This is a genomic window from Mycobacterium szulgai, from assembly GCF_002116635.1.
In the GTDB taxonomy this organism is placed as follows: domain Bacteria; phylum Actinomycetota; class Actinomycetes; order Mycobacteriales; family Mycobacteriaceae; genus Mycobacterium; species Mycobacterium szulgai.
Genome location: NZ_LQPW01000107.1, coordinates 20,303 through 45,232, shown reverse-complemented (window position 1 = coordinate 45,232; position 24,930 = coordinate 20,303). Strand labels below are relative to the sequence as shown.

General features: G+C 63.8%; 24 protein-coding genes and 1 pseudogene. 16 read left to right on the top strand and 9 right to left on the bottom strand.

The window, feature by feature from the left end:
- Positions 1-54 precede the first annotated feature (54 nt).
- The 11 genes from ftsW to AWC27_RS15300 all read left to right on the top strand — a co-directional run bounded on the left by ftsW (position 55) and on the right by AWC27_RS15300 (position 10,927).
- Positions 55-1,638, top strand: a complete 1,584-nt coding sequence (gene ftsW / locus AWC27_RS15350) for a putative lipid II flippase FtsW (RefSeq protein ID WP_276075991.1) — start codon at positions 55-57, stop codon at positions 1,636-1,638.
- Positions 1,635-2,810, top strand: coding sequence for an undecaprenyldiphospho-muramoylpentapeptide beta-N-acetylglucosaminyltransferase (gene murG, locus AWC27_RS15345; RefSeq protein ID WP_085671263.1), 1,176 nt, complete (start codon positions 1,635-1,637; stop codon positions 2,808-2,810). The genes ftsW and murG overlap by 4 nt, the downstream gene beginning before the upstream one ends.
- The gene (murC, locus tag AWC27_RS15340) at positions 2,807-4,285 is read left to right on the top strand and encodes a UDP-N-acetylmuramate--L-alanine ligase (RefSeq protein ID WP_085671262.1); all 1,479 of its coding nucleotides are present in this window, start codon (positions 2,807-2,809) and stop codon (positions 4,283-4,285) included. The genes murG and murC overlap by 4 nt, the downstream gene beginning before the upstream one ends.
- Complete coding sequence (locus AWC27_RS15335; RefSeq protein WP_085671261.1) at positions 4,282-5,241, top strand: cell division protein FtsQ/DivIB; 960 nt, start codon at positions 4,282-4,284, stop codon at positions 5,239-5,241. The genes murC and AWC27_RS15335 overlap by 4 nt, the downstream gene beginning before the upstream one ends.
- 252 nt (positions 5,242-5,493) lie before the next feature.
- Positions 5,494-6,639: a cell division protein FtsZ gene (ftsZ, locus tag AWC27_RS15330; RefSeq protein WP_085671260.1), complete on the top strand. Its 1,146-nt coding sequence runs from the start codon at positions 5,494-5,496 to the stop codon at positions 6,637-6,639.
- Positions 6,640-6,729: 90 nt separating this feature from the next.
- Complete coding sequence (gene pgeF / locus AWC27_RS15325; RefSeq protein ID WP_085671259.1) at positions 6,730-7,437, top strand: peptidoglycan editing factor PgeF; 708 nt, start codon at positions 6,730-6,732, stop codon at positions 7,435-7,437.
- 5 nt (positions 7,438-7,442) lie between these two features.
- Positions 7,443-8,219 carry a YggS family pyridoxal phosphate-dependent enzyme gene (locus tag AWC27_RS15320; RefSeq protein WP_085671295.1) on the top strand — a complete coding sequence of 259 codons (777 nt, stop codon included), beginning with the start codon at positions 7,443-7,445 and terminating at the stop codon, positions 8,217-8,219.
- Between the two features lie 64 nt (positions 8,220-8,283).
- Complete coding sequence (locus AWC27_RS15315; protein ID WP_085671258.1) at positions 8,284-8,964, top strand: cell division protein SepF; 681 nt, start codon at positions 8,284-8,286, stop codon at positions 8,962-8,964.
- Positions 8,965-9,159: 195 nt separating this feature from the next.
- The gene (locus tag AWC27_RS15310) at positions 9,160-9,459 is read left to right on the top strand and encodes a YggT family protein (RefSeq protein ID WP_085671294.1); all 300 of its coding nucleotides are present in this window, start codon (positions 9,160-9,162) and stop codon (positions 9,457-9,459) included.
- Between the two features lie 245 nt (positions 9,460-9,704).
- Entirely contained in the window at positions 9,705-10,493 is a 789-nt protein-coding gene (gene wag31, locus AWC27_RS15305) for a DivIVA-like cell division protein Wag31 (RefSeq protein WP_085671257.1), read from the top strand.
- A gap of 104 nt (positions 10,494-10,597) precedes the next feature.
- The gene (locus AWC27_RS15300; protein WP_085671256.1) at positions 10,598-10,927 is read left to right on the top strand and encodes an SUR7/PalI family protein; all 330 of its coding nucleotides are present in this window, start codon (positions 10,598-10,600) and stop codon (positions 10,925-10,927) included.
- Between the two features lie 6 nt (positions 10,928-10,933).
- Here AWC27_RS15300 and AWC27_RS15295 read toward each other — a convergent pair.
- The 3 genes and pseudogenes from AWC27_RS15295 to AWC27_RS15285 form a co-directional block, all read right to left on the bottom strand.
- A pseudogene (locus AWC27_RS15295) lies at positions 10,934-11,638 on the bottom strand (phosphoribosyltransferase); the annotation flags it as partial.
- 406 nt (positions 11,639-12,044) lie between these two features.
- Positions 12,045-13,577 (bottom strand): AlbA family DNA-binding domain-containing protein, encoded by a 1,533-nt coding sequence (locus AWC27_RS15290; protein ID WP_085671254.1) that lies wholly within the window; start codon positions 13,575-13,577, stop codon positions 12,045-12,047.
- 483 nt (positions 13,578-14,060) lie between these two features.
- The gene (locus AWC27_RS15285) at positions 14,061-14,744 is read right to left on the bottom strand and encodes a hypothetical protein (protein ID WP_245847150.1); all 684 of its coding nucleotides are present in this window, start codon (positions 14,742-14,744) and stop codon (positions 14,061-14,063) included.
- A 72-nt stretch (positions 14,745-14,816) separates the two neighbouring features.
- Between AWC27_RS15285 and AWC27_RS15280 the strand changes: the two genes are divergently transcribed.
- Complete coding sequence (locus AWC27_RS15280) at positions 14,817-15,026, top strand: hypothetical protein (RefSeq protein ID WP_085671253.1); 210 nt, start codon at positions 14,817-14,819, stop codon at positions 15,024-15,026.
- 152 nt (positions 15,027-15,178) lie between these two features.
- Here the strand turns inward: AWC27_RS15280 and AWC27_RS15275 are convergent, their stop codons facing one another.
- The 6 genes from AWC27_RS15275 to AWC27_RS15250 form a co-directional block, all read right to left on the bottom strand.
- On the bottom strand, positions 15,179-15,724 hold the full coding sequence (locus AWC27_RS15275; RefSeq protein ID WP_085671252.1) for a hypothetical protein: 546 nt from the start codon (positions 15,722-15,724) through the stop codon (positions 15,179-15,181).
- Positions 15,725-15,771: 47 nt separating this feature from the next.
- Positions 15,772-16,656, bottom strand: coding sequence for a hypothetical protein (locus AWC27_RS15270; protein ID WP_085671251.1), 885 nt, complete (start codon positions 16,654-16,656; stop codon positions 15,772-15,774).
- Positions 16,653-17,231 carry a DUF6036 family nucleotidyltransferase gene (locus AWC27_RS15265; RefSeq protein WP_085671293.1) on the bottom strand — a complete coding sequence of 193 codons (579 nt, stop codon included), beginning with the start codon at positions 17,229-17,231 and terminating at the stop codon, positions 16,653-16,655. The genes AWC27_RS15270 and AWC27_RS15265 overlap by 4 nt, the downstream gene beginning before the upstream one ends.
- The gene (locus tag AWC27_RS15260) at positions 17,231-17,743 is read right to left on the bottom strand and encodes a helix-turn-helix domain-containing protein (RefSeq protein WP_085671250.1); all 513 of its coding nucleotides are present in this window, start codon (positions 17,741-17,743) and stop codon (positions 17,231-17,233) included. The genes AWC27_RS15265 and AWC27_RS15260 overlap by 1 nt, the downstream gene beginning before the upstream one ends.
- 644 nt (positions 17,744-18,387) lie before the next feature.
- Positions 18,388-19,785, bottom strand: a complete 1,398-nt coding sequence (locus AWC27_RS15255) for a hypothetical protein (RefSeq protein ID WP_139837026.1) — start codon at positions 19,783-19,785, stop codon at positions 18,388-18,390.
- Positions 19,786-20,299: 514 nt separating this feature from the next.
- Entirely contained in the window at positions 20,300-21,559 is a 1,260-nt protein-coding gene (locus AWC27_RS15250; protein ID WP_245847147.1) for a hypothetical protein, read from the bottom strand.
- 332 nt (positions 21,560-21,891) lie between these two features.
- On the opposite strand from AWC27_RS15250, the gene AWC27_RS15245 reads away from it, so the two are divergent.
- From AWC27_RS15245 to AWC27_RS15230, 4 genes are all read left to right on the top strand, one after another.
- Positions 21,892-22,965 (top strand): DUF3644 domain-containing protein, encoded by a 1,074-nt coding sequence (locus AWC27_RS15245; protein ID WP_085671248.1) that lies wholly within the window; start codon positions 21,892-21,894, stop codon positions 22,963-22,965.
- Between the two features lie 70 nt (positions 22,966-23,035).
- Positions 23,036-23,707: a dual OB domain-containing protein gene (locus tag AWC27_RS15240; protein WP_139837025.1), complete on the top strand. Its 672-nt coding sequence runs from the start codon at positions 23,036-23,038 to the stop codon at positions 23,705-23,707.
- On the top strand, positions 23,704-24,318 hold the full coding sequence (locus tag AWC27_RS15235) for a DUF488 domain-containing protein (protein ID WP_211281636.1): 615 nt from the start codon (positions 23,704-23,706) through the stop codon (positions 24,316-24,318). The genes AWC27_RS15240 and AWC27_RS15235 overlap by 4 nt, the downstream gene beginning before the upstream one ends.
- A complete protein-coding gene (locus AWC27_RS15230) occupies positions 24,315-24,755 on the top strand; it encodes a DUF488 domain-containing protein (protein WP_085671245.1) in 441 nt (146 codons plus the stop codon). The genes AWC27_RS15235 and AWC27_RS15230 overlap by 4 nt, the downstream gene beginning before the upstream one ends.
- Positions 24,756-24,930: the final 175 nt, after the last annotated feature.

Below are 24,930 nucleotides of genomic sequence, written 5' to 3'. Positions count from 1 at the left end.
CGGGTGGCTAGCGCACTGACCCGGCTGTTACGCCGGGGCAAGGGGGATCAGGCCATGAGCGGGGCCAGCAGCGACGGCGACCCCGAGCAGGACGAGGTGGCCGAGGCCCCGGCTGAGCCGCCGGCGCCCACCGAAGCGGCCGGTCCCGCCGAAGCAAAGGCCCAGCCGAAATTCGACGGGCCACGCACTCGCTTCGGCGCCTGGCTCGGCCGGCCCATGACGTCGTTTCACCTGATCATCGCCGTCGCCGCGCTGCTGACCACGCTGGGTCTGATCATGGTGCTGTCGGCGTCGGGGGTGCGGTCCTACGACGACGACGGATCGGCGTGGGTGATTTTCGGCAAGCAGGTGCTGTGGACCGTCGTCGGGCTGATCGGCTGCTATGTCTCGTTGCGGATGTCGGTCCGGTTCATGCGACGCATCGCTTTCTCCGGCTTTGCCATCACCATCGTGTTGCTGGTGCTGGTGCTGGTTCCCGGAATCGGCAAGGAGGCCAACGGTTCTCGCGGCTGGTTCGTGGTCGCGGGCTTCTCCATGCAGCCCTCCGAGCTGACCAAGATGGCGTTCGCGATCTGGGGCGCACACCTGCTGGCGGCCCGGCGGATGGAGCGGGCCTCGCTGCGCGAGATGCTGATTCCGCTGGTGCCGGCGGCCGTCGTGGCGCTGGCGCTGATCGTGGCGCAGCCCGACCTCGGGCAGACGGTGTCGCTGGGCATCATCTTGCTGGGCCTGCTCTGGTACGCCGGCCTGCCGCTGCGCGTCTTTCTCACCTCGCTGGGCGCGGTCGTAGTCTCCGCAGCGATCCTTGCGGTGTCCGCGGGTTACCGATCCGACCGGGTGCGGTCCTGGCTGAACCCCGAAGACGACCCGATGGACTCCGGCTACCAGGCCCGGCAGGCAAAGTACGCACTTGCCCACGGCGGAATCTTCGGCGACGGGCTGGGCCAGGGCGTCGCCAAATGGAACTACCTGCCCAACGCTCACAACGACTTCATCTTCGCCATCATCGGCGAGGAGCTGGGCATGATCGGCGCACTCGGGCTGCTCGGACTGTTCGGGTTGTTCGCCTACACGGGTATGCGGATCGCGCGCCGCTCGGCCGACCCGTTCCTGCGGCTGCTGACGGCCACCACCACGCTGTGGGTACTGGGGCAGGCGTTCATCAACATCGGCTACGTCATCGGCCTACTGCCCGTCACTGGCTTGCAGTTGCCGTTGATCTCGGCCGGTGGAACCTCCACTGCGGCAACACTTACCCAGATCGGCATTATCGCCAGCGCCGCGCGGCACGAACCCGAAGCGGTGGCCGCGCTGCGGGCCGGACGCGACGACAGGGTGAACCGGTTGCTGCGGTTGCCGCTACCCGAACCGTACGTCCCGTCGCGGATCGAGGCGTTCCGCGACCGCAAACGCCCACAATCGGGCAAGCAGCCGGTCGACCGCAAGGCTCCCCGGCAAGCCCCTCGGCAGGCTCCACGGCAGCTGAAGAAGCCCCCGCGACCGGCATTTCCCCGAACGGCTGATCGCACGGCACGGCGGTCAGTGCATCATGGATCTGGCCAGCGCCGCAGTAGCGAGGCGGCCGGTCAGCGTCAAACACGGCGCGTTCGCGCACTGGAAGGTCAACGTTACGGGTGAACGACACCGTCAATGAGCCGGCCGGCGGGCAGGGGGCAAGTCCCCGGCCCGCCGGTATCGCGTTGTCGGTTGTGCTCGCCGGTGGGGGCACCGCCGGCCATGTGGAGCCGGCAATGGCCGTCGCCGACGCCTTGACCGCTCTGGATCCGCAGGTGCGGATCACTGCGCTGGGCACCGCACGCGGGCTGGAGACCCGGCTGGTGCCCGAGCGGGGCTACCAACTCGAGTTGATCACCCCGGTCCCGTTACCGCGTAAACCCAGCGGTGATCTGGCCCGGCTGCCACCACGAGTCTGGCGCGCCGTCCGGGAAACCCGGGCGGTGCTGGACACCGTCGACGCCGACGTGATCATCGGATTCGGCGGATATGTGGCCCTACCGGCCTATCTGGCGGCCCGCGGGTTCGGCCGACGGCGCCGCATTCCAGTGGTGATCCACGAAGCCAACGCCCGGGCCGGGCTGGCCAACCGGGTCGGCGCCCGCACCGCCGATCGGGTGCTTTCGGCGGTACCGGGTTCCGGGCTGCGGCGCGCCGAGGTGGTCGGGGTGCCGGTCCGCGCGGCGATCACATCGCTGGACCGCGCGACACTGCGCGCCCAAGCCCGGGCCCACTTCGGGTTCGACCCGGACGCGCGGGTATTGCTGGTGTTCGGCGGCTCGCAGGGTGCGGTCTCGCTCAATCGGGCGGTAGCGGGCGCCGCCGCAGGCCTGGCCGCCGCGGGCGTATCCGTGCTGCACGCCCATGGCCCCAAGAACATCCTCGAGCTGCGCACTCCCGGCCCTGGTGACCCGCCGTACGTCGCGGTGCCTTACCTGGACCGGATGGACCTGGCCTACGCCGCCGCCGACATGGTGATCTGCCGCTCCGGAGCGATGACGGTGGCCGAGGTGTCGGCCGTGGGCTTGCCGGCGATCTATGTTCCGCTGCCGATCGGCAACGGTGAGCAGCGGCTCAACGCCCTGCCGGTGGTCAACGCCGGTGGTGGCATGGTGGTGGCCGACGCCGCCCTGACACCGGAGTTGGTAACTCAGCAGGTAGCCGGGCTGCTCACCGATCCGCCTCGACTGGCGGCAATGACGGCCGCCGCCGCACAGGTCGGGCATCGGGATGCGGCACAGCATGTGGCACAGGCGGCGCTGGAAATCGCGCGCACGGTGGGAGGGCGCCGATGACCGCCGAACAACTACCGCCCGAACTGCAGCGGGTGCACATGGTGGGCATCGGCGGGGCCGGCATGTCGGGCATCGCCCGCATCCTGCTGGATCGCGGCGGGCTGGTGTCGGGTTCGGACGCCAAGGAATCGCGTGGTGTGCACGCGTTGCGAGCGCGCGGTGCGGAGATCCGGATCGGCCACGACGCGTCGTCGCTGGACCTGCTGCCCGGTGGTGTCACAGCCGTCATCACCACCCATGCCGCCATTCCCAAAACCAACCCCGAGCTGGTCGAAGCCCGCCGTCGCGGCATCCCGGTGATACTGCGACCAGTGGTGCTGGCCAAGCTGATGGCCGGGCGCACCACCTTGATGGTCACCGGCACGCACGGCAAGACCACCACGACCTCGATGCTCATCGTTGCGCTGCAGCACTGCGGGCGGGATCCGTCCTTCGCCGTCGGCGGGGAGCTGGGGGAGGCCGCAACCAACGCTCACCACGGCAGCGGCGAATATTTCATCGCCGAAGCCGACGAAAGCGACGGCTCGCTGCTGGAATACACCCCCGACGTCGCCGTTGTCACCAACATCGAGTCCGATCATCTGGACTTCTACGGCAGTACCGAGGCATACGTCGGCGTGTTCGACTCCTTCGTCGAGCGCCTCGCGCCCGGCGGTGCGCTAGTGGTGTGTACCGACGACCCCGGCGCGGCAGCGCTGGCCCAGCGCACCGACGAACTGGGCATCCGGGTGCTGCGCTACGGCTCTGCCGGTGCGAACCTGGCCGGCACTTTGCTGTCCTGGGAGCAGCAGGGTACTGAAGCGGTTGCCCACATCCGGCTGGCCGGTGAAACCCAGCCGCGGGTGATGCGGCTCTTGATACCGGGTCGGCACATGGCGCTCAATGCGTTGGGTGCGCTGCTGGCGGCCATCGACATCGGCGCCCCGGCCGACGAGGTGCTCGACGGTCTGGCCAGCTTCGAGGGTGTGCGGCGCCGGTTCGAACTGGTCGGTACCTCGGGAGTCGGCGACGCCTCGGTGCGGGTGTTCGACGACTACGCCCACCACCCGACTGAGATCGGCGCCACCCTGGCCGCGGTGCGCCAGGTGCTCGAGCAAGGCCCGAAGCCACATGCCGGTCGGTCGCTGGTGGTGTTTCAACCCCATTTGTATTCGCGGACAAAGTCTTTCGCCGCCGAGTTCGGTCAGGCCCTGGATGCCGCGGATGAAGTGTTCGTATTGGACGTCTATGGCGCGCGCGAACAGCCGCTGGCCGGTGTCAGTGGCGCCAGCGTCGCTGAGCACGTAAGCGTTCCGGTGCGCTATATGCCGGATTTCTCCGCGGTCGCCGAGGAAGTGGCTGAAGCCGCCGGCCCTGGTGACGTCATCGTGACGATGGGCGCCGGCGACGTGACCCTGCTGGGTCCGGAGATTGTGACCGCACTGCGGGCGCGCGCCAACCGCAGTACGCCGGGTCGTCCGGGAGTCGTGCAGTGAGCGAGCCGAACGAGGGCCGCCAAGGCTTGGCTGAGGACCAAGGAGCCGAGGTTGCAGCCGAAGGTCCTACCGAGCCCATCGCTGCTCAGTCGCAGGAGGCCCCGGAACAGCCGGAACCGGAAGAGGACGAATTCGAGGGGCCGCGGCGGCGCGCTCGACGGGAACGTGCCGAACGCCGCGCCGCGCAGGCTCGTGCGACCGCGATCGAGGAGGCGCGCCGCGAGGCCAAGCGACGTGCCCGTGGGCTAAGCGCTGCCGGGGCAAACCCTCCCAAGAACACTGCGCGGGGCGTGGTTCGCGGCTTGAAGATGCTGCTTGCGACGGTGGTGTTGGCCATCGTCGGGGTCGGCCTGGCGCTGATCCTGTATTTCACGCCGGTGATGTCGGCACGCAATATCGTCGTCACCGGGATCGGCGCGGTAAGCCGCGAGGAGATCCTCGACGCGGCTCAGGTGCGGCCGGGCACGCCGCTATTGCAGATCAACACCGACCAGGTCGCCGACCGGGTGGCCGCGATCCGCCGAGTTGCCAGCGCACGGGTTCAGCGGCAGTACCCGTCGGCCTTGCGGATCACCATCGTGGAGCGAGTTCCGGTGGTGGTCAAGGACTTTCCCGATGGACCACACCTATTTGATCGCGACGGCGTCGACTTCGCGACCGATCCGCCGCCACCGGGGCTGCCCTACATAGACGTCGAAAATCCCGGGCCGACCGATCCGCCGACCCTGGCCGCGCTGCAAGTGCTGACCGCGCTGCGTCCGGAGGTGTTAGGGCAAGTGGGCAGGATCGCGGCCCCTTCGGTGTCCTCGATCACTTTGACGTTGTCTGACGGCCGGGTGGTGATCTGGGGGAGCACCGACCGCGCCGAGGAGAAAGCCGAGAAGCTGGCGGCGCTGTTGACCCAGCCGGGCCGGACTTACGACGTGTCCAGTCCCGACCTGCCGACCGTCAAGTGACGATATCGCTGAGCGTCACGCCAGCGTGACGCTCAGCGCCGGATGCCACGCTGGCGTGACGCTCGGCGCTAGGCGCGAAAAAAATGCCCGCGGCGCGTCGGCGCGCCTGCGCGTTAAGTCCGCGTCATACCCATACGGTTCTGGTTACGCGGAACTACTTGACATAACTCTAACTCTATGGTTGAGGTTGAGAGTTTTGCAAGCAGACACACCGCAGCGAGAACTGAGCCCACTCAGGGAGGAAGACGAATGATGACCCCCCCGCATAACTATCTGGCAGTCATCAAGGTCGTGGGTATTGGCGGCGGCGGCGTCAACGCCGTCAACCGGATGATCGAGCAAGGTCTCAAAGGCGTGGAGTTCATCGCCATCAACACCGACGCGCAGGCGCTGTTGATGAGCGATGCCGACGTCAAACTCGACGTCGGCCGCGACTCCACCCGCGGCTTGGGCGCCGGCGCCGACCCGGAAGTCGGGCGAAAGGCGGCCGAGGACGCCAAGGACGAGATCGAGGAGCTGCTGCGCGGTGCCGACATGGTGTTCGTCACCGCCGGGGAGGGCGGTGGTACCGGCACCGGCGGGGCGCCCGTCGTCGCCAGCATCGCGCGCAAACTGGGGGCGTTGACCGTCGGCGTCGTCACCCGGCCGTTCTCCTTCGAGGGCAAGCGGCGCAGCAATCAGGCCGAGAACGGTATCGGCGCGCTGCGGGAGAGCTGCGACACCTTGATCGTGATCCCCAACGACCGGCTGCTGCAGATGGGCGATGCCGCGGTCTCGCTGATGGACGCGTTCCGCAGCGCCGACGAGGTGCTGCTCAACGGCGTGCAGGGCATTACCGACCTGATCACCACGCCGGGCCTGATCAACGTCGACTTCGCCGACGTCAAGGGCATCATGTCCGGCGCGGGCACCGCGTTGATGGGCATCGGCTCGGCCCGCGGCGAAGGCCGCTCACTCAAAGCCGCCGAGATCGCCATCAACTCCCCGCTGCTGGAGGCCTCCATGGAGGGCGCGCAGGGCGTCTTGATGTCGATCGCCGGCGGTAGCGACCTGGGGCTCTTCGAGATCAACGAGGCAGCCTCGTTGGTGCAGGACGCCGCTCACCAGGACGCCAACATCATCTTCGGCACGGTCATCGACGACTCCCTGGGTGACGAAGTTCGGGTTACGGTGATTGCTGCCGGCTTCGAGGCCAGCGGGCCCGGACGCAAGCCGTTGGTCAGCGAAAGCAGCAGTGGCGGTGCGCACCGGATCGAGACGGCCAAGGCCGGCAAGCTCACCTCGACGCTGTTCGAGCCGGTCGACGCCGTGAGCGTGCCGATTCACACCAACGGCGCGACCTTGAGCATCGGTGGCGACGACGACGACGTCGACGTGCCGCCATTCATGCGCCGCTGAGGTCTCAATTTGCTTGCCAGTGCGCGACAAACCGGCCGCGCTCGGACAGCGTTGCGGCCTGGCCGCCAAGACATTCCGGATACTGGCTACGTGAGCGTTCACATCCGCCGAGTGACCACCACCCGGGCTGGCGGTGTGTCGTCGGCGCCGTTCGACTCTTTCAACCTGGGCGACCACGTCGGTGACGACCCGGCCGCGGTCAAGGCCAACCGGGCTCGGCTGGCCGCGGCCATTGGGCTGCCCGACGATTCCTTGGTGTGGATGAACCAGGTCCACGGTGACCGGATCGAGGTGGTCGAAGGGCCGCAGAGTGCCGCGGTCGACAACACCGACGGCCTGGTAACCAACACGCCACGACTGGCGCTTGCGGTTCTAACGGCCGACTGCGTGCCGGTCCTGCTGGCCGACGCGCGTGCCGGTGTAGTGGCCGCGGTTCACGCCGGTCGCGTCGGGGCCCAGCATGGGGTGGTGACCCGCGCGGTGGAGACGATGCTGGACCTCGGTGCGCAGGCCGGCGACATTTCGGTGCTGTTAGGGCCGGCGGTCAGCGGTCGCAACTACGAGGTGCCCGCCGCGATGGCCGACGAGGTCGAGGCCGCATTGCCCGGCAGCCGCACCACCACCGCCGCCGGAACTCCCGGTCTGGATCTGCGAGCCGGAATCGCTTGTCAGCTACGCGATTTGGGGGTGACGTCCATCGAGGTCGATCCACGTTGCACGGTGGCCGACCGGTCCCTGTTCAGCCATCGACGCAGCGCGCCCACCGGGCGGCTGGCGTCGTTGGTGTGGATGGAATGAACGCGATGACGGTGGATCTTTCCGGGCAAGCGGATCGCCAGTCGGAATTGACGCATGCGTTGGCTGCGGTGCGATCTCGGCTCTCGGCGGCCGCCGAGGCCGCCGGGCGCAATGTCGGAGAAATTGAACTTCTCCCGGTTACCAAATTCTTCCCAGCAACCGACGTAGCGATTTTGTCGCGATTGGGTTGCCGCTGCGTTGGCGAATCGCGAGAACAGGAAGCTTCGGCGAAGGTAGCCGAAGTCGCTCGGTTGCAAGCCGCGTCACCGTGGGCGGGTTCTCGCGATTTGCACTGGCACATGGTGGGCCGGATCCAGCGCAATAAGGTTCGCTCGGTGTCGCAATGGGCGCACACGGTTCACGCGGCCGACAGTTCGGCGGTGGTGACCGCGCTGGATCGAGCGGTAGCGGCAGCCCTCGACGAGCACCGCCGCGACGCCTCGATGCGGGTTTATGTTCAGGTCAGTCTCGACGGCGATGCGTCTCGCGGCGGCGTCGACATGACGGACCCGGGCGCAGTGGACCAGATCTGTGCTCAGGTGGAGGAATCGCAGAGCCTGGACCTGATCGGATTGATGTGCGTCCCGCCCCTGGGCTGGGACCCGGATCAGGCCTTTGAGCGGCTGAAATCCGAGCACAGCCGGGTGCTCGAAACCTTCCCGAACGCGCTGGGACTGTCCGCGGGCATGTCCGACGACCTCGAAATCGCCGTAAAACATGGTTCCACGTGTGTGCGTGTCGGTACCGCGCTATTGGGTCCGCGGCGGTTACGGTCACCGTGAATAGTCACTGTAGTCACACCTTCATCACAGACACCAACTTTCTCAGGGCTAGAAGGGGCACGCAATGAGCACACTGCACAAAGTCAAGGCCTACTTCGGTATGGCTCCGATGGAGGACTACGACGACGAGTACTACGACGACCGTGCTCCTTCTCGCGGTTATTCGCGTCCCCGTTTCGAGGACGATTACGGTCGCTATGAAGGGCGCGACTATGACGACCCGCGCCGGGACCCGCGCGGCGATCCGCGCGGGGATATTCGTGGTGATCTTCGTGGCGAACCGACCGATTACCCGCCGCCGAGCAGTTATCGCGGCGGTTACGACGAGCCGCGCTTCCAGCCCCGCGAGTTCGACCGGCCCGACATGGCGCGCCCGCGCTTCGGCTCGTGGTTGCGCAACTCCACTCGCGGCGCGCTGGCGATGGACCCACGCCGGATGGCGATGATGTTCGAGGAAGGCCATCCGCTGTCGAAGATCACCACGCTGCGGCCCAAGGACTACAGCGAGGCCCGCACCATCGGGGAGCGGTTCCGCGACGGTACGCCCGTCATCATGGATCTGGTGTCGATGGACAACGCCGACGCAAAACGCCTCGTCGACTTCGCGGCCGGGTTGGCCTTCGCCCTGCGCGGCTCCTTCGACAAGGTCGCGACCAAGGTGTTCCTGTTGTCGCCGGCTGACGTCGACGTCTCCCCGGAGGAGCGTCGCCGCATCGCCGAAACCGGTTTCTACGCTTACCAATAGACCAAATTCCGCTTGCGGGCCCGGCGCGCCACAGGGTGGATCGCCGGGCCGGGCGCTTGCCTGGCCCGGCCCGGACGGGGCCAACGGCGGCCACGCGATGTGTGCCGCCGGTTCGAGTCGGTAGGCTTGCGAGACGTCGCCCAAATGGCGGCGACAGACGTTCTTGACATCCTCATCGGTAAGGTCGGGCTTTCGTTGGTGCTGTTCTTTGAGATCCTTGGGTTCGCGCTGTTCGTCTTCTGGCTGCTGCTGATCGCCCGGGTCGTCGTCGAGTTCATCCGCTCGTTCAGCCGGGACTGGCGTCCCACCGGCATCACTGTGGTGATCCTGGAGATCATCATGTCGATCACCGATCCGCCGGTGAAGTTGCTTCGCCGGCTGATCCCGCAACTCACCATCGGTGCGGTCCGCTTCGACCTCTCCATCATGGTGCTGCTGCTGGTCGCGTTCATCGGCATGCAACTCGCGTTCGGTGCCGCGGATAGGCCGCATTAAGGTCACCGCGCGATGAAGTTATGAGACGATTCGGCTTCGTTTTGGCGACAGTTTCTAAGGCGTGATTTCAAATCTAAGGAATGTGATTTTATGTCCTTAGACATTGAATTTCGGCCTTATTTATTACTCCAATCGGCAACCGCCGAGTCTGGTGTGACAGGATGGACGCTAGTTGCGCGACGGCTACCAGTCCGTTCTACACTTTCCAGATCGTTTGACCGTCCAGGAACTCGAGGGGACAAAGAATGCCGCTTACACCTGCCGACGTCCACAATGTGGCGTTCAGTAAGCCGCCTATCGGCAAGCGCGGGTACAACGAAGATGAGGTCGACGCCTTTCTTGACCTGGTGGAGAACGAGCTGACGCGCCTCATCGAGGAAAATTCCGATCTGCGTCAGCGGATCAATGAACTGGATCAGGAACTAGCCGCCGGAGGCGGCGGTGGTGCCACTCCGACCATTGCCCAACCGGTTCCTACCTTCGAGCCCGAGCCCCCCGAGCCTGTCAAGCCGGCGCCGGTTGCGGCTCCCTCCGGCACGAATGAGGAACAGGCCCTTAAGGCTGCCCGGGTGCTGAGCCTGGCTCAAGACACCGCCGACCGGCTCACCGGCACCGCCAAAGCGGAGTCGGACAAGATGCTGGCCGACGCCCGCGCCAACGCCGACCAGATTCTCAGCGAGGCCCGCCACACCGCGGAGACGACGGTCGCCGAGGCACGCCAGCGCGCCGACGCGATGCTTGCCGACGCCCAATCCCGGTCGGAGAGCCAGTTGCGTCAGGCCCAGGAGAAGGCGGACGCTCTGCAGGCCGATGCCGAACGTAAGCATTCCGAGATCATGGGAACCATCAATCAGCAGCGCACCGTGCTGGAAGGCCGCTTGGAGCAGCTGCGCACGTTCGAGCGCGAGTACCGCACCAGGCTCAAGACGTACTTGGAATCGCAGCTCGAGGAACTCGGTCAGCGTGGTTCAGCGGCGCCGGTCGATTCCAGCGCCGACGCCGGCGGGTTTGAGCAGTTCAATCGGGGTAACTAGCCGCCGCAGGGACCGACACGCGCCGCGTTACGCGGTGGTACCGGAGTCAATGATTCGGCCCTGGTAGGTTGGCAGTCGCTGCTCAGGGGCTGGAGGATGACCGAATGCTGATCATTGCGCTGGTATTGGCCCTGATTGGGCTTGTCGCGCTGGTGTTCGCGGTGGTCACCAGCAATGAGCTGGTGGCCTGGGTGTGCATCGGGGCCAGCGCGCTGGGTGTGGTGCTGCTGATCATCGATGCGGTGCGTGAACGTCAGCAACGCGACGCCGGCGGCGAAGAGGCTGAGACCGAAGGCGGGGACGCAGCCGGTCCCGAAGCAGAAGCCGTCGACTACCCGGACGAAGTTCCGGGTGAGGACGAGCCGGCCACCGAGGAGACGGATTCCGAGGCGACCAAGGAATCCACCGTGTCCGGCGACGAGAGCGCCAAGTAGCGCCCCTCAGCCGCCTTTCATCGCTCCATCGGTGGTAGGTGTGTCGAGGAAGTCGCGTACCTCATCGTCGCTGACCTGGTGAAAGTCGGCGTAAACCTGTCCGACCGCCTCAAACGAGGGCGGCATGGTCGCGCAGACGACGTCGTCGGCCGCTGCGGCGAGCTCCCGGCACGCGGTCTCCGGCCCGACGGGAACCGCGACGACGATCCAGCGCGGGCCGGCCGCACGAACGGCCCGCACCGCAGCCAGCATGCTCGCGCCGGTGGCGATGCCGTCGTCAACCAAGATCACGCACTTGCCCGCCAGCTCGGCGACCGGGCGTCCGGCCCGGTACGCGTGCTCGCGGCGGCTAAGCTCGGCCGTCTCGCGTGCGATCACCCCGCGGACCTGCTCATCGGTGATCTGCAGACTCGACATCACGTTCTCGTTCATCACCACCCGGCCGCCGCTGGCCAGCGCGCCCATCGCGAGCTCGGGCCACTGCGGCACCCCGAGCTTGCGAACCAGGAATACATCGAGGTCGGCTTGCAACGCCGCGGCGACCTCCCAAGCGACCGGAACACCGCCACGGGCCAGTCCGAGGACGAGCAAACCCTGTTTGCCGCGGTAGGGAGCGAGGCCTTCGGCGAGCACCCGGCCAGCTTCGCGCCGGTCGCGGAACCTTCGCGTCGGCGTTCGCCGAAGAAAGCCATTCGATGGGGTCATGAGCCTCGCATTCCCGGCTACTGGCTCATCAAGCCTACGACCGGGTGAGCGGGTCCGGGAATCATAAAATGTGTCCGAGGGGGGACTTGGCCACTTGCGACACGGGTTGAGACCTTTCAACTGCGTCTCTGACCAGTGAGTTTACGGCGTTAGGCGTCTGGGGTGCAGTGGACGCAACGGAGCGATCTCTGGTGGTGTTGCAGAGGTGGCCGAGTTCGGTATTCGTGCGCTCGAACCGTCACGCGGTGCCGAGTTTGCGAGGGCAGGCAGTAACGATGTACACGCGACCGCCGAGGCGGCGGATAGGTAATTCAGCGGTCTTCACCGTGCCGTAGGCAGACGCCGTTCGCCAAGAAGAAGAGCCGGCACGGGGCCGTCAGTGTTCATCAAAGGCATCGTCGCGACTGGGTGGTCAGAAAGGTCCGCGGCGCAGCTGCGCGACGGTGGCCGTCCATACGGTGTCGACGGCTTCCTGTAGCCGTTTCTTTGATCCCCCGAACAGACCGGCTTCTACGGCTGGCCACTGGTCGCCCGCGTTTCGAGCATCCACCAACATGTGCGCGACCTCGGTCTCCTCGAAGGGGTAGCTCTCGGCCGCGTGCGCGACGAACAGCCCCAGCCAGGGCTGGTCGAGGAGGCCTGGGCTACGTTGAGCCGCGAGATCGGTGACTAGAAGGGCAAAAAGTAGCTCGCTGGCATCGAACAGCCTGATGTACTGAGAATCGGTGTGGTCGGGAAAGTACGACCGCAGCGCATCGAACAAGAAAGCCGAGACCGGGTAGACCGGTCGGCGCGGAAGTCGACCCGCTGCGAGGGCGTCCAGCAGCAGCTCGGTGAGTACACCTGTCTGGGCGGCACGCAGGGCAAGTCCGAGATGCCGCTCGCGGCCGACTATCTCCCAGGGGCCAGCCTTATCGAGGACCGCCACCTTGCGGTTCGTAAAATGGGACCAATCGACGGTGGCGTCGACGGTCAGAGCGCGGACGGCGCCATAGTTCTCGTGTTCAATTGCCGCGATTGTGCCGGCGTAGATCGTGAGCGTCGCTGGCAGCAATGCCAACGCCTCCAGCTGTTGGTTTCGGACAGCCGTGATGAGCGAACCACTGTCTTGGGCAAGCGGTCTCGGCTCGGCGAGCGCGGTGATGACCTGTCGATATTCGACTTCAAGCGTAGTGCTTTCGACCCGACAACCCTCGATGACGAGAGGAAGCAAAGGCGCCGCGGTCTTGCAGTAGCCATCAGCGATCTCGACGTATTGGGTGATCTGCTTCGTCGGCACTCGACTGGCGAAGCCGGGTGGGAACTGTTCAGGGTTGCTGCACGCGTCGATCACACCGCGGGCGGCGCTGCGCATCAGGCGGCCGGCCAACCGGTAGTTGCCGTTACCGATCGACTCGTCGAACGCGTCACTGTCAGAGACCGGAGGGTCCTGCAGGAGCCGGTTCTGCAGTTCGTTGAGCTCTCGATGGGTTGCCGGCTCGGAGCCGGAGATGCCGCGGCGGAAAACAGTTCCGGACTTGTAGCTCTCGTAGTCCTTGATCAGGGAGTGGATCCGGTGGCCGGGCTGCGGTGGTGCGACCGTGATGATCAGGACGTGTTGCCCGTGGAACTCGACGTAGTCGACGTCCCAGTGTGGTCCGTCGACGTAGGTTCGCAGCATCCCGGCGAGGTCCGCCGCGTCGTGCACCGCGACGGCGCCGAGCACGCCGTCAGGCGAAACGCCCACGACGAGGTACCCCTCGCCCTCGCACTCGCGGGCCGCGTTCGCCGGGTCGCGATTGGCCAAAGCGATGATCGCTTTGGCCGCGCTGACCTTGTCCTTGGCCTTGGAGAAATCCAGGGTGCTTTTCCACTCCACCCAATGGGTCTCGGGCGTGGTGGTCGAGGTGGCGTGATAAATCGCTTCGACGAGTTCGCCTAAGCGGTGGCTGCGTCGAAATGACATACTCGTGTCTAGGTTGAGACCCACAGCGGTCGAGCATATTCCCGACCCCGCGCTAGGAGCGTCGGCCTGGGGACTCTCGCGGGCGAGACCAACGGCGGAGCGGTCGGAATGTGGTGAGGCACCAGCGTGTGAAACCCCGGCTCTGCGAGCGCAGTTCCGAGCCGTCGAAAAAGTCGAACAAGATCTCTGGATCTGAACATCGCCCAGCCACGGGCGCGTCGGGCGATGTGGCGATTAACGGAGATCGCTGGCCAACGACGGGGTGCCCGCGATCGCCAGTTTCATCGAGAATCAGCGGGCAATCCGCCAGCCGCCAGGTTGAATGCGATAACCGCCAACTCCACTGACTCCGGACACAACCACCATCGCCCGCTGCCTATCTCCGTCCCGGGATGAATGTGCGCTTGACGGAGCCGAGGATTATCGGCCCTGTCGACGACGACCCGGTGCAGTGCGTCTTTCGTGGCCGGATGACGGCGGTCTTCAGTTGGATTGATCCTCTAGTCCGGCGATGCGTGCCGTCCAGGTTGACAGAAACTCGCGCCCTTCCGCAGTCGACAGCACAGACAGGAGCCCGGCATAGACATCGCAGACGGCCCCCACCAATCGCGGGCCAGCTGACTCACGATTCACGGCGTCGAAGACGTTGTTGAGTCTGGCGCGATCTTCAGCGCGCATGGCTTCGATCGCCTGTGCTGCATACCGGTTGTAGACATCAAAACTGTCCGCCGCCGGCGCAGTGCTGAACCGGTGGATCTGGCTGTCGATCGTTTGAACGTCTAGACCGAAATACTGGACTACGACTCGATAAGCGAAGTCGACTGCCCGTAGCAACTGCGCCAGCCGCCCGGATTCCGCCGCTTCAGTAAGCGACCAGTGCAGGCCGTCGGAATGGTTCGTTCCGCGGTGGGAGATCAGGGCGGCGGCGCGTCGGAGGTCGCTGAGGTCTGGATCATCACCCGTGACTACTGGCCAGCGCTCGACAATCACACCATCGCAACGTAATTGGACCGTCGCATACTCCAGCATTTCCGCCACACGAACCGTGTCAGCGAAGACCTGACGCGCAGCGGCCTCCGATGACTGATCCACGGCGACGGTGATATACCCCGCCGCAGGGTTGCGACGATCGTTCGGCTCGAGATGTGTCACAGTCCATTGGCTCATGAATGCGGATCATTCCATGGGGGTGCGACACAATCCTCGTCGTGACGGGACGGCTATAAGGTCAACACACTGGTGCGATCCACCTTCAGGTGCGCTTTCTTCGACGAGTGGACCCCAGCCGTCCTGATCTGCCGAGAGCTGCAGATATTCGAAGGTGTCTGCGAGCACCGCTCGCTGAAAGGCTTCGTCCGCCTGATCGCCAAGTGGCGTGAAGTGTGCACCAACGAGACGCCGATGCAGCCGCAGACCTTCCTAGACTTGACCGCCCTCGCCGCCCGATGAGCAACTACCTAGCCGTAGCGCCGTCGCGCCTCATCAAAGCGCTCCAAGGCGACGCTTAGAGCAGGCGAAGTTCGCCGCATCGTCGGGCTGTCGATAGCGTCAGCCAGCGCTGTTGTCCCAGGGTTGCTCACCAACGGAAGCGCCTGCCGCAGTCAGCTTGTGCGGCCGGGGTGGGCAGTGCGGCAGCCGCGGGCGATGCGCTGGAGCAATCGTTCGCGGTCGGTCAGGATGTCGAGGAGATACACCATGGGCACGAACACGATGTCTGCCGGCAGGCGGCCGGTGTGTTCGGCGAGGATCTCGGCGTTTTCGTTGAATCCGTGGGTGGTGTTGCGGCGGGCGTTCCATAGGTGAATCAGTCGCGACTCCGTTGTGGCGTCGGGGTTGGAGCTGGGGGCGAAGAACTCGTCGGAGACCTGCTGCGCTGCTGTGAGTGCGCGATAGGCCGGCGCCATGACGAGTGGTTTGATCCGGGTGGGTACGTGTTCTTCAATTGCGTTGATGCGCTTCGCGAGTCGCGTCGGTGTCATAAGTTGGCCGATGCCGTTGGCGCCAGTAAAGCTGTCGGCTAGAAGGTCCATGGCTGGGAACATGAGCATGAGTTGTGCTGACCGGTCGCGAGGATGGCTGAGGATCGCCCCGATGCGGGTAATCAATTGTTCGAGGTTCAGCATCCAGCGTTGGTGGGCCTCGGGCACGTAGGTGTTGTTAGCGTCGAGATACGTTGTGGGAGAAAAGATGTCGTTTATTGTCTTGTCGACACGTGAGGCCCACCAGTCAACGGTCTCAGAGAAGATCGCCTGTGCATGTCCGACGCGTCGGCGATTGTGTTCGCGAAGTCGTGGGTGGGGGAGTGGTGGATAAGCACCCGGAGGCAGTCGAGCGGGTCGCGGCTTGCTCCGAATCCTCTTCCGTTAATCAGGCGGCCGAAAGTGTAGACAATGACCTGTCCGACTCGTGGTACGCCTATTCCCCACATCGATGGACTCTGACTGCCGAGTAAGGGAGCAAAATAGAGGCCTCCGAAAACAGTGCCTTCTAACAGCGCTCCCGACGACTGGAACGTCGCCTTCTCGGGGTTTTGTTTGGACTCCTCGACCAGTTCGGCTGCGGTGGTGTGTCTGAGGCGTAGGAGCACCTGGGGGAGTTTGGACCAGCGGTAGGCGAGAGGGTCGATCCGGACGTCGTGGACGGAGAGGCGCGGGAACAATGGCTCAGTGGTGCCGTCAGCCCGTTCTAGGGGTATGCGGGAGAGCGCAGCGCTGCCCCATTCGATGGCGGCAGGGACTTGGTGGTCGGGGACGGCGATCAGCGTGGTGATGATGCGGTCAAGGCGGGCCGCCAGCGCGGGGTTTTCGTCGAGGGCTTGGGTGATCTTGTCGAAGGTGTCGGACAGTTTCGGTGGCATGCCTCCTGGCACGTCGGGGGTAGGTGCTGGCGAGACATCGAACCTGCTGCGTTTGAGGGCGGGGCCATGCAGGGTCTGCGCGGAGACGAGGTCGGTGTGCTTGGCCGATACTTCCCACACCGTGTCAGAGCCGATGGGGCGTCGCTGGACGACGAGGCCGAGGTGGTCGATGAATCCGGCCGGATCGTTGCCATACATTTCGGGCGGGACTTCGATGTTCATGATGGCCCGTTTTCGATTTGGTACGCCAGCCAGCGGGTGGCCGTCTCGATAGCTGTGGTGTAGCGGGCGTTGACGGTGCCTAATCGGTCAGTGATCACGACGGGGTCTACAAGGTGCTCTTGGATGAGTGCCTGAACGAAGTTCTGGTCCTTGGGACGGAATGCGCAGAGTTTGGCGACGCAGAGGTCTTCTTTGTCCAGGCACCAGCCGATGAATTGGGGATCACCGGAGGGGGCGGCGGTGTTGGCGTTCTGAATTTTGACGAGGCGGTCTCTCCAGCCCTCGGGTAGGGCAGCGGTGGTGAGGTCGACACCATCGATGCTGAATCCGTGCGTTTGTTCGAATGGTGAGAGTTCGCCGGCAACCCCGACGATGAGGTCGGCAAGTTCAATGGTGGTGTTGTTGTCGTCGGTGATGGGCAGGATGTCGACTTCCATTGAGCGGGTCGCAAGGTGCGGCAACTCGTATTCGGGGTAGGTGCCAAGGATGGCCTGAGAGCCAATCACGATGACTTCGGTTTGGCCGGTGATCTGGCAGGCGGTACGGATTGCGTGTTCCAGTTGGTCGCGGCGCATCACACAGCGTTTCGGAGTGCTTGCCGGCGTTCTTCGTCAGTGAGAATCCCGCCCATCGGTGTGACCTCGCGCATTTCGATCGAATGGCGGTCGACGCCGGTCAGGATGCGGCGCAGCGCGGGGACATCCTTGGTACTGACGAGATGCTGCCAGTGGTCGAGGTTGGCGAGATGCGGTTGGCCACGTACACCAGCGCGTAGGCGGGCTATGTTGGCAAAGATCGTTGGCTGCCAGGCAGTTAAGGATGTGGCATTCAGGTGCGTCGCCAATTGCCGGTGCATGCTCCAAGAGCGGCGCTCGGAACGCGTGAGGTTCGCGTTTACGGCCTGGCGGCTGACTTCGAGTCGATAGCCCATGCACGACAGCAGTCGGTCGATCTGGTCATCGCTGAAATCGATTGTGCCGCTTAGAAACTGGCTGATGCTGGGCTGTCGGACACCACTGATTCGCGCGAGCTGCGATTGGCTCATCCCGGTTGCAGCCATGACATGGCGAAGGTCACGGGGACCCATCTTGAAACTATAGCATCCAATACTATAGACGTAGCCACGCAGAGCGGGCATCTTTGCACAGGGGTGCCACCGTGGTGCAAGTGCGGAGCGAGCACAGGACGACTGCCGCGGTATCGCACCGCAATGGGATATTCTCCGTTCCTACCGTCGGGCAGAATTAGGACATCGACGCGATGCCCACTCGGCATCAGCAAATATTGGAAACTAGCTTCGACCGAGCTCAGAGCGGATATTCTATCCGTGCAGCTAAGAAATTGTGTCGGAGGGGACTTGGCCACCTGCGACACGAATTGAGACCTTTCAACTGAGTCGTTGACCAGCGATCTCACGGCTGGTGAAGGGACGTCCGGATACCTGGTGGTGACCTTAGAATGGTTCGACCAGGTTCCAACGCGGTTCAGTACCGCCTCGCGCCGCCGACCGAAGAAGGGTTCGTCACCATCGAACCCGGCGAAACCACGGACCGCGCTCGCCTGCATCATGCCTTCCTGGAGCAGCTACCCGGGATGCCTTCGCCGACTGCATGGGTGTCCACTGGACATACATGGGGAGGCGTCGAGCGAGGGGAGCCGAATATCACCTCGCGGACGCTGGAGAAGATCGCGGACTTTCTGGAGGTTGATCCGCGGGAGTTGCTGGGCGACCTACCTGCCGACGAGATTCTGATCGCGCTGAAGCTGGGCCCGCGCTGCGATGTCGTCGGCCAGCCACACCGACTCTTTATGCGTAGCACCGTGATCGAGTCGCCACGATGTCAGTACCCTTGTGACGTCGTAGTTCAAGGGAATCCGTTGGGTCTTTAGCTCGAGGGCCAGCACGGGATCGAATGGCAAGCGAATATCGATCAACCGTGCACTCGACTGTGCAGCAGCCTTGACGTGGCTCGTCACAGGGGTACTGAGAAGGATCAGCTCTTGGATCGGCGTTCTTAAAGTCAGTGCACGCGCCGCGATCTCGCCACCGTAACTGTGGGCGAATAATGACTGAATGCCGGCCGGCGCACGGTCGGTTACCCACTCGGCGAAGAACTCTGCTGCCCGGGCGCGGTGGCGCGCCCTGTAGTTGCCACTCCAATGAAAATGCGCGCCGCCGCTGTACAGGTTCCGCCGGTATTTGTCGCCGATGAATCGGTGGAAGTCGCCGACACGCGGTCGCCACCAGTCGCCCATGTATGCCCAGGTGCCGTGAATCATCGTTGATACCGAGGGTGATGTCGAAACTGCGTCTGACGGGGCCTGCAGATCGGGTTCCGATGCCGGTTCGTCCGCGTCAGCTTCACGAACTAAGGCGGCAGCCCCGAGCGATCGGGTGATGGTGTCGGGCGAGCGAAGCGCTTGATTGAGCCTGGCAAACGCCAGTGCTGCGATGAAGTAAGCATCGACGTCGCGGTCACCGGGCCCGAGTCGGTACGAAAATCGTTGGTAGGTTTCCGACCAACGGTCCGAATCCCATCGCACCGGCGCGTCGGAATCGACGGCCGACAGCGGGGGCTCCCAGAGCCCGGGCGGATACAGCGGCCAGAAGCCGCCGCGCCTGTCGAAGTCGAAATCCACGTCGAAGTACAGCGGCTCGAAAATCCGTCGGCGGGCGCTGGCCGACGGCGGCGGTAACTGCGTGGCCAGTCTCAATCCGCGCCAGAGGGCGGCGGCTGCTGCGGCCGACTCTCGTTCAAGCGCACTGCCGAGCATCGCGAAAAGGAAGCCGACCGCTCCCGCAGGATCGGCGTTCTCGTTCAGCTCGGCCCAGCCGCGCATCCGTATGAGGTCGAAGTTGGTGTCGGGCCTGGCCGTGTAGCTGCCCAGTCGGTCAAGTGGATTTTGACCCGCCCAGTCGCGGGCGTTGTCTTGGAGAACGAGATCGGAAAAGCCCAGCGCGCGCAGCTCGGTGGTGAGCCCGCCTGCCGCGGTCGCAGCTCCTCGAAGCAGGAATGCGAGCGCTGCCGCGCGGCACACGTTGCTGCCTTCATTTGGTGGGCTTGAACTGGCAGTTACGCCGTCGGCAAACGGCTCGAACACACCATCGTCGTCGCTGGGTGCTGTCATCTGACCGCCTTCGTGAGCATCGGCCATTTTCGCCGTTAATGGATGGAGCGCGCTTTCCGCATCTTGTCACCAATAGAGGTCAGGCTCGTCTGTTTCAACGCACACGGGGCGATGACGCTTCTGCCCTCCGACGTGAGTATCTGACTTGATCCAACGACATATAGAAAACGGCCACCGAGCTTCCCAATCCCGGTGGCGGTATTCCTTTGGTGGTGTTACTTGGATCCGGTGCCCGACTTGTTCTTCGGTCAGATCCGGCTTCTCGTAGGTCTCGGCGGGCCGCGAGGTCGGGGGCATTGGCCGCCCCAGTCGGCACGGCCGTCGTGATTGGCACCTCAAGTCGAGGTGACATCAAAATGCGGCATAAAGCACCGGCTCAGTCCGCGTCTACCGCCGGTACGGCCCGTACGTGCTCCAGCCATTCATGTGCGGCCCGAGTTCATCATGGCTGGCGGAAGTGACACGGAGAAGGCGGAGCGGCCTGTTGAGCAGATCGATACGGTCGGCATGCGCTCTAATCCACGCGGCCCACTCGGTGGATTCTGTCCGCGCTGGCTCGTCGAGTTCTTCCGCGCGATTCGATGTCCTCGGCGTACATTCGCATCGCGGCTGCAGCTTGCCTACGGTCAAGCTGCTCGTCGAGTTGAGCAGCGTTGCGGTCGTAGGCGACCTTGACGAGGGCTTCCTGTTTGACTTCTTCCCAGCGGACTTTGCGGATCTCAGCACGGCGCTCCTCCTCCTTGTGAGACCACTCCGCTTCTGCCTCGGCGATTTCGAGTGCGCGGATTAGCGTCGGCAGCTGGTCCTCGATCGGCGCACCAAGCTCGTCGCGCATCGCCAGAACCGTCTCGTCCTCCCATTTCCTCGATAGTTTGACCTCCAGCTTGCCGGAGGGCTCGAAGTGCTTGTTAGCGATCGTCCGAGTCGCACGCGTGTAGTAGTCCGTCTCGGTGATGAAGGCCGTCACTCGTCTTCCGCGCTGGTCCAGTTCCCGAATCGACACCACCAGTTCGCGCGAGGGAAGCTGCAAGATCAGATCCGGATCAGGCAGGTTTCGCCCGTACCCCTCGTTGCGTGGTCGGCCGGTGACCTTCCAGCCGACTGTTGTCGAGGCCGTAGCGAGGGCCTGCAAGATCCGGGCAGCGCGGCCGACCTCGGCCCTTGAGACGAGGTCCTTCTTGTCCCGAAACGCCGCAACCGCCGGATGCGGCTCGCGGAGCTGTCCTGGGACCGTGAAGGTACGACGGGCGGTCAGAGCCGCGAAGTCCGGCTCCAAGTAGACCGTGACGCCGAAGACCGGATCCATGCGCGTCGGCTCCTGTGCCAGTCGTTGCCCAACGGGCAGTGCACCCGACAATCGGAGACCGGTGCACAGCTTCGTGACCTCGTCGGCAGAAAATCGCGTTCCGACGTCGAGCCGTCCGCCAGCCGCAACGACTTCACTTAGCAGCTCGACCGCCTGCTCGCGGAGTTGCGCCTGCTCACGTTGTTTCTGCGCCGTGACTTCTGCCTCGCGGCGAACTCGTTCACGTTCGGCTTCGACGCGCTTCGCCTCGGCCTCGAGCATGCGGGTGCCCTCCGGGGTGATGCTCGCATTCCACGTCGCGCTCTTGCCCGTGACGCGCACCAGGCCGTGGTTATGCAGACTCCGCGCCGACACGCGGTGCGAAGTGCCCTCGTACACACCGTCCTTGCAGCCCCCGGATACCCAGCGCAGGAGGTCGAACTGGGCCACGGTCAGGCGAGGCGCGGCATTGGCCAGGGCTACTCCCATCTCAGTCCGACAGGTTCCATCTCACCACGTCAGACACCATCAAGCATCAGATCGTCCGGTCCGTCGCGGGGCGAACGAGGACGCTCCTGGCCACCGGGGCGTCAGAGCATTGATGGACGCGCATGTCCCGCTGTCCGGATGCAGCAACATGCAGACCCGCAGAGACACCGCCGGCGCCAGCTCCGGTCATGTGACCGAAGCCCCTCAGTATGGAGCTGCTCGCCCACAGACCGTCGGACGCAGCCCGCGACACGCCGGTAGTTACAGAATCAAATACCGCGCGTTGTCGGCGCGCCGCTGTACGCTGAGCAGCCGGAAGGAAGTGATCGACCGTGGCGCGCCCCGCACGTTGGAAGGCGTTGGTCGATGCCGCGCGCGCCGAGGCATGCCTTGCTGTTCGCCTGTACAACGACCCCTCGGAGCCGCGCTCTTTCGAGGGCTTCATCGTGCATATGCACCTGGCGTGGCTCTACGTGCTGCACGCCGAGTTTCAACGCGACGGCATCGACTATCGCTACCGCATGAAGGCCAACCCGCGACGCCTTGAGAAGGTCGATGGCGAGCCGAAGACGTGGGAGTTGGCCAAGTGTGTCATTGAACGCTGGCCTGACCAAACCGCCGTGCGGGCGAACATCGAGTTCTTCATCGCGCTGCGAAACAAGGTCGAGCACCGATTTACCAAGTTCCAGCAGGAACTCGCCCTGGCGGTTGGTGGACGCTCGCAGGCGCTGCTGCTGAACTTCGAGGAGGAGCTGACCGACCAGTTTGGCATCCGATTCTCGCTCGCAACCAAGCTGCGGTTCCCGGTCTTCATCGGTTCATTCACGGCCGAAGGCCAGCAGGCGCTCGAGCGGCTTCACTCCAAGCTGCCCAATGAGCTCAAGCGCTTCATCGTTCACTCCGCCGACAGCCTCCCGAACGACGTTCGGGACGACGACAAGTACGACATGCGGCTCCGCGTCTACCTAGAGCTTGTGAAGAACCCGGCGTCTGCCACGCCGATTCAGTTCGTACGCGCCGCCGATATGACCGACGAAGAGAAGGCGCTGATCAGGGACACGGGTCTGGTCATTGTCCGCGAACAACAGCGTGACGTGAGCAACTGCGGCTGGATGAAGCCGCGTCAGGTCGTCGAAGCCGTCGCCGCACGAATTCCGTTCGTGTTCAACATGGCCCACTTCGTGAGGGCGTGGAAGGCCGAAGCCGTACGCCCCGGATGGGGTGGCAACAACCCTGAACGGACAATTGAACAGTACTGCCGCTATGACGAGCCGCATCGGGACTATACATACAGCTCGGCATACGTGGAGCATTTGGTGCGTCGGCTCGAAAATGCTGACGGATTCCGGCAATTGGTGGGGATGACGCCCCAATCCCTCCCCACACGGCAGGCAGTCGCGTCATGACAACAGCCAAGAACCGCCGACGGATTCCGATCGCCTCTCGCGGATCGGTCGCAAGTTGCGAGGTGTTCCGATGGTGGAGCTGAAGATGATTGTGTGTCTAGCGAACTCCTACAAGCCTGATGGAAGATGTATCGCGGGAATCGACGGCGCGCGCCATTGGATACGCCCGGTGAGCGCTCCTCCCAGCGGTTCGGTCCCGGAACAGGTGCTCTCCGACGGGGCGGCCCTGCGGGTGCTTGACGTCGTTACGATCGGTCTCAGCAAACGAGTGCCGTACAACTACCAGACGGAGAATTGGCTTCTCGACGCAAGCTATTCTCCATGGCAGAAGGACGGACAAGCCGACTTGGAAATCCTTGCCGCACTTGAAGAGCACCCTGAATCGCTATGGACCAACAACGACAAAACTCAAACTGGCGTCAACGACCTGGTATCCCCAGAGGATGCGAGCAGCCTAGGGACATCGCTGACGTTCATCCGCGTCGAAAATGTTGACCTTAAGGTGTTCACCGACTACGGGAAGACGAAGATGCTAGCGCGATTCCATCATGCCGGCACCGAATACGCATTGAAAGTCACTGACCCTGTGTATTGGGAATCATATGGACAGTCGCTGGGCGTGCACCAGCTTGGCGAATCATTCTTGACTGTGAGCCTCGCGTTGCCATTCAGAGGATATTCTTCCAAGTTGGTGGCCGCTATCATCCAGAAGGCGAAAGTGCATGGGGGGAGCAACAATTGAACGCGAACAACGTGTTCACGATTGGCCACTCAACGCACGACTCCTCGACTTTCCTGAGATTGCTTCAGCGAAACCGGGTTACCGCGATCGCGGACGTCCGTTCGGTGCCTATGAGTCGGCATAATCCTCAGTTCAACAAGCAGGCAATTGAGGGCACGTTGGATGCAGCGGGCATCAGATATGTGTTCCTAGGAACGCAACTCGGCGCCCGTACCAACGACCCAGCTTGTTACGTAGACGGTCAAGTCCAGTACCAACGCCTATCGCATACTTCAGAGTTCCGCAACGGCATCGAACTCCTTCTCCGGGGCATCAAAGTGCATCGGATTGCGATCATGTGCAGCGAGGCGGAGCCACTCGACTGTCACCGAACGGTTCTCATCTCACAGGTTCTCATTCACCACGGGTTGACAATCGAGCACATCCACCGCGACGGGCGCACAGAGAGCCATGCGATGGCAATGCACCGGCTAATGATTCGATTTGGCCTCCATCAAGCCGACCTGTTCCGCTCGCCGGCTGAGCTCTTGCAAGAAGCTCTCACTCGGCAGGAACAGCGGATTGCTTACGTACAACCGGAATTTGGCGCAGAAGTAGCAGCCGATCGATGAAGCTGTACACGATTGGATTTACCAAGAAATCCGCTGAACGATTCTTCGGTTTGCTGAAGGAAGCGCAGGCCACACGGCTTGTCGACGTGCGACTGAACAATGTGTCGCAATTGGCAGGCTTCGCAAAGCGGGATGATCTGAAGTTCTTCCTCAGAGCGATCTGCAACATGGACTATGTGCATTGCCCGGAGCTGGCACCGACGCAAGAGATGCTCGACAGCTACAAGAAGCGCGGCGAAAGAACGTGGGCAGAGTACGAATCTCAGTTCACAGACCTGATTAAGGCGCGTCGCATCGAGGAGACGGTCCCGCAAGCACTGCTCGACAACGCGGTCCTGTTGTGCAGCGAAGACAAACCTCACCATTGTCATCGACGGCTCGTCGCCGAATACCTCGCACAACGTTGGGGCGACATGAACATCGAACATCTGGTCTGACTCATCCTGACAGGAGACTCTGCCCGCACAGCTGGATCTGCACCCACTTCGACCGTAGTTGTCGGTGAGTCTCAAAACAGCAGTGGATCTTCAGAGCTACGACACACGAGCCTCGTAACCGAGTGACGAGCCGGGATACCCATAATCGTCAATTTCTATGTACCGCAGCTTTTTC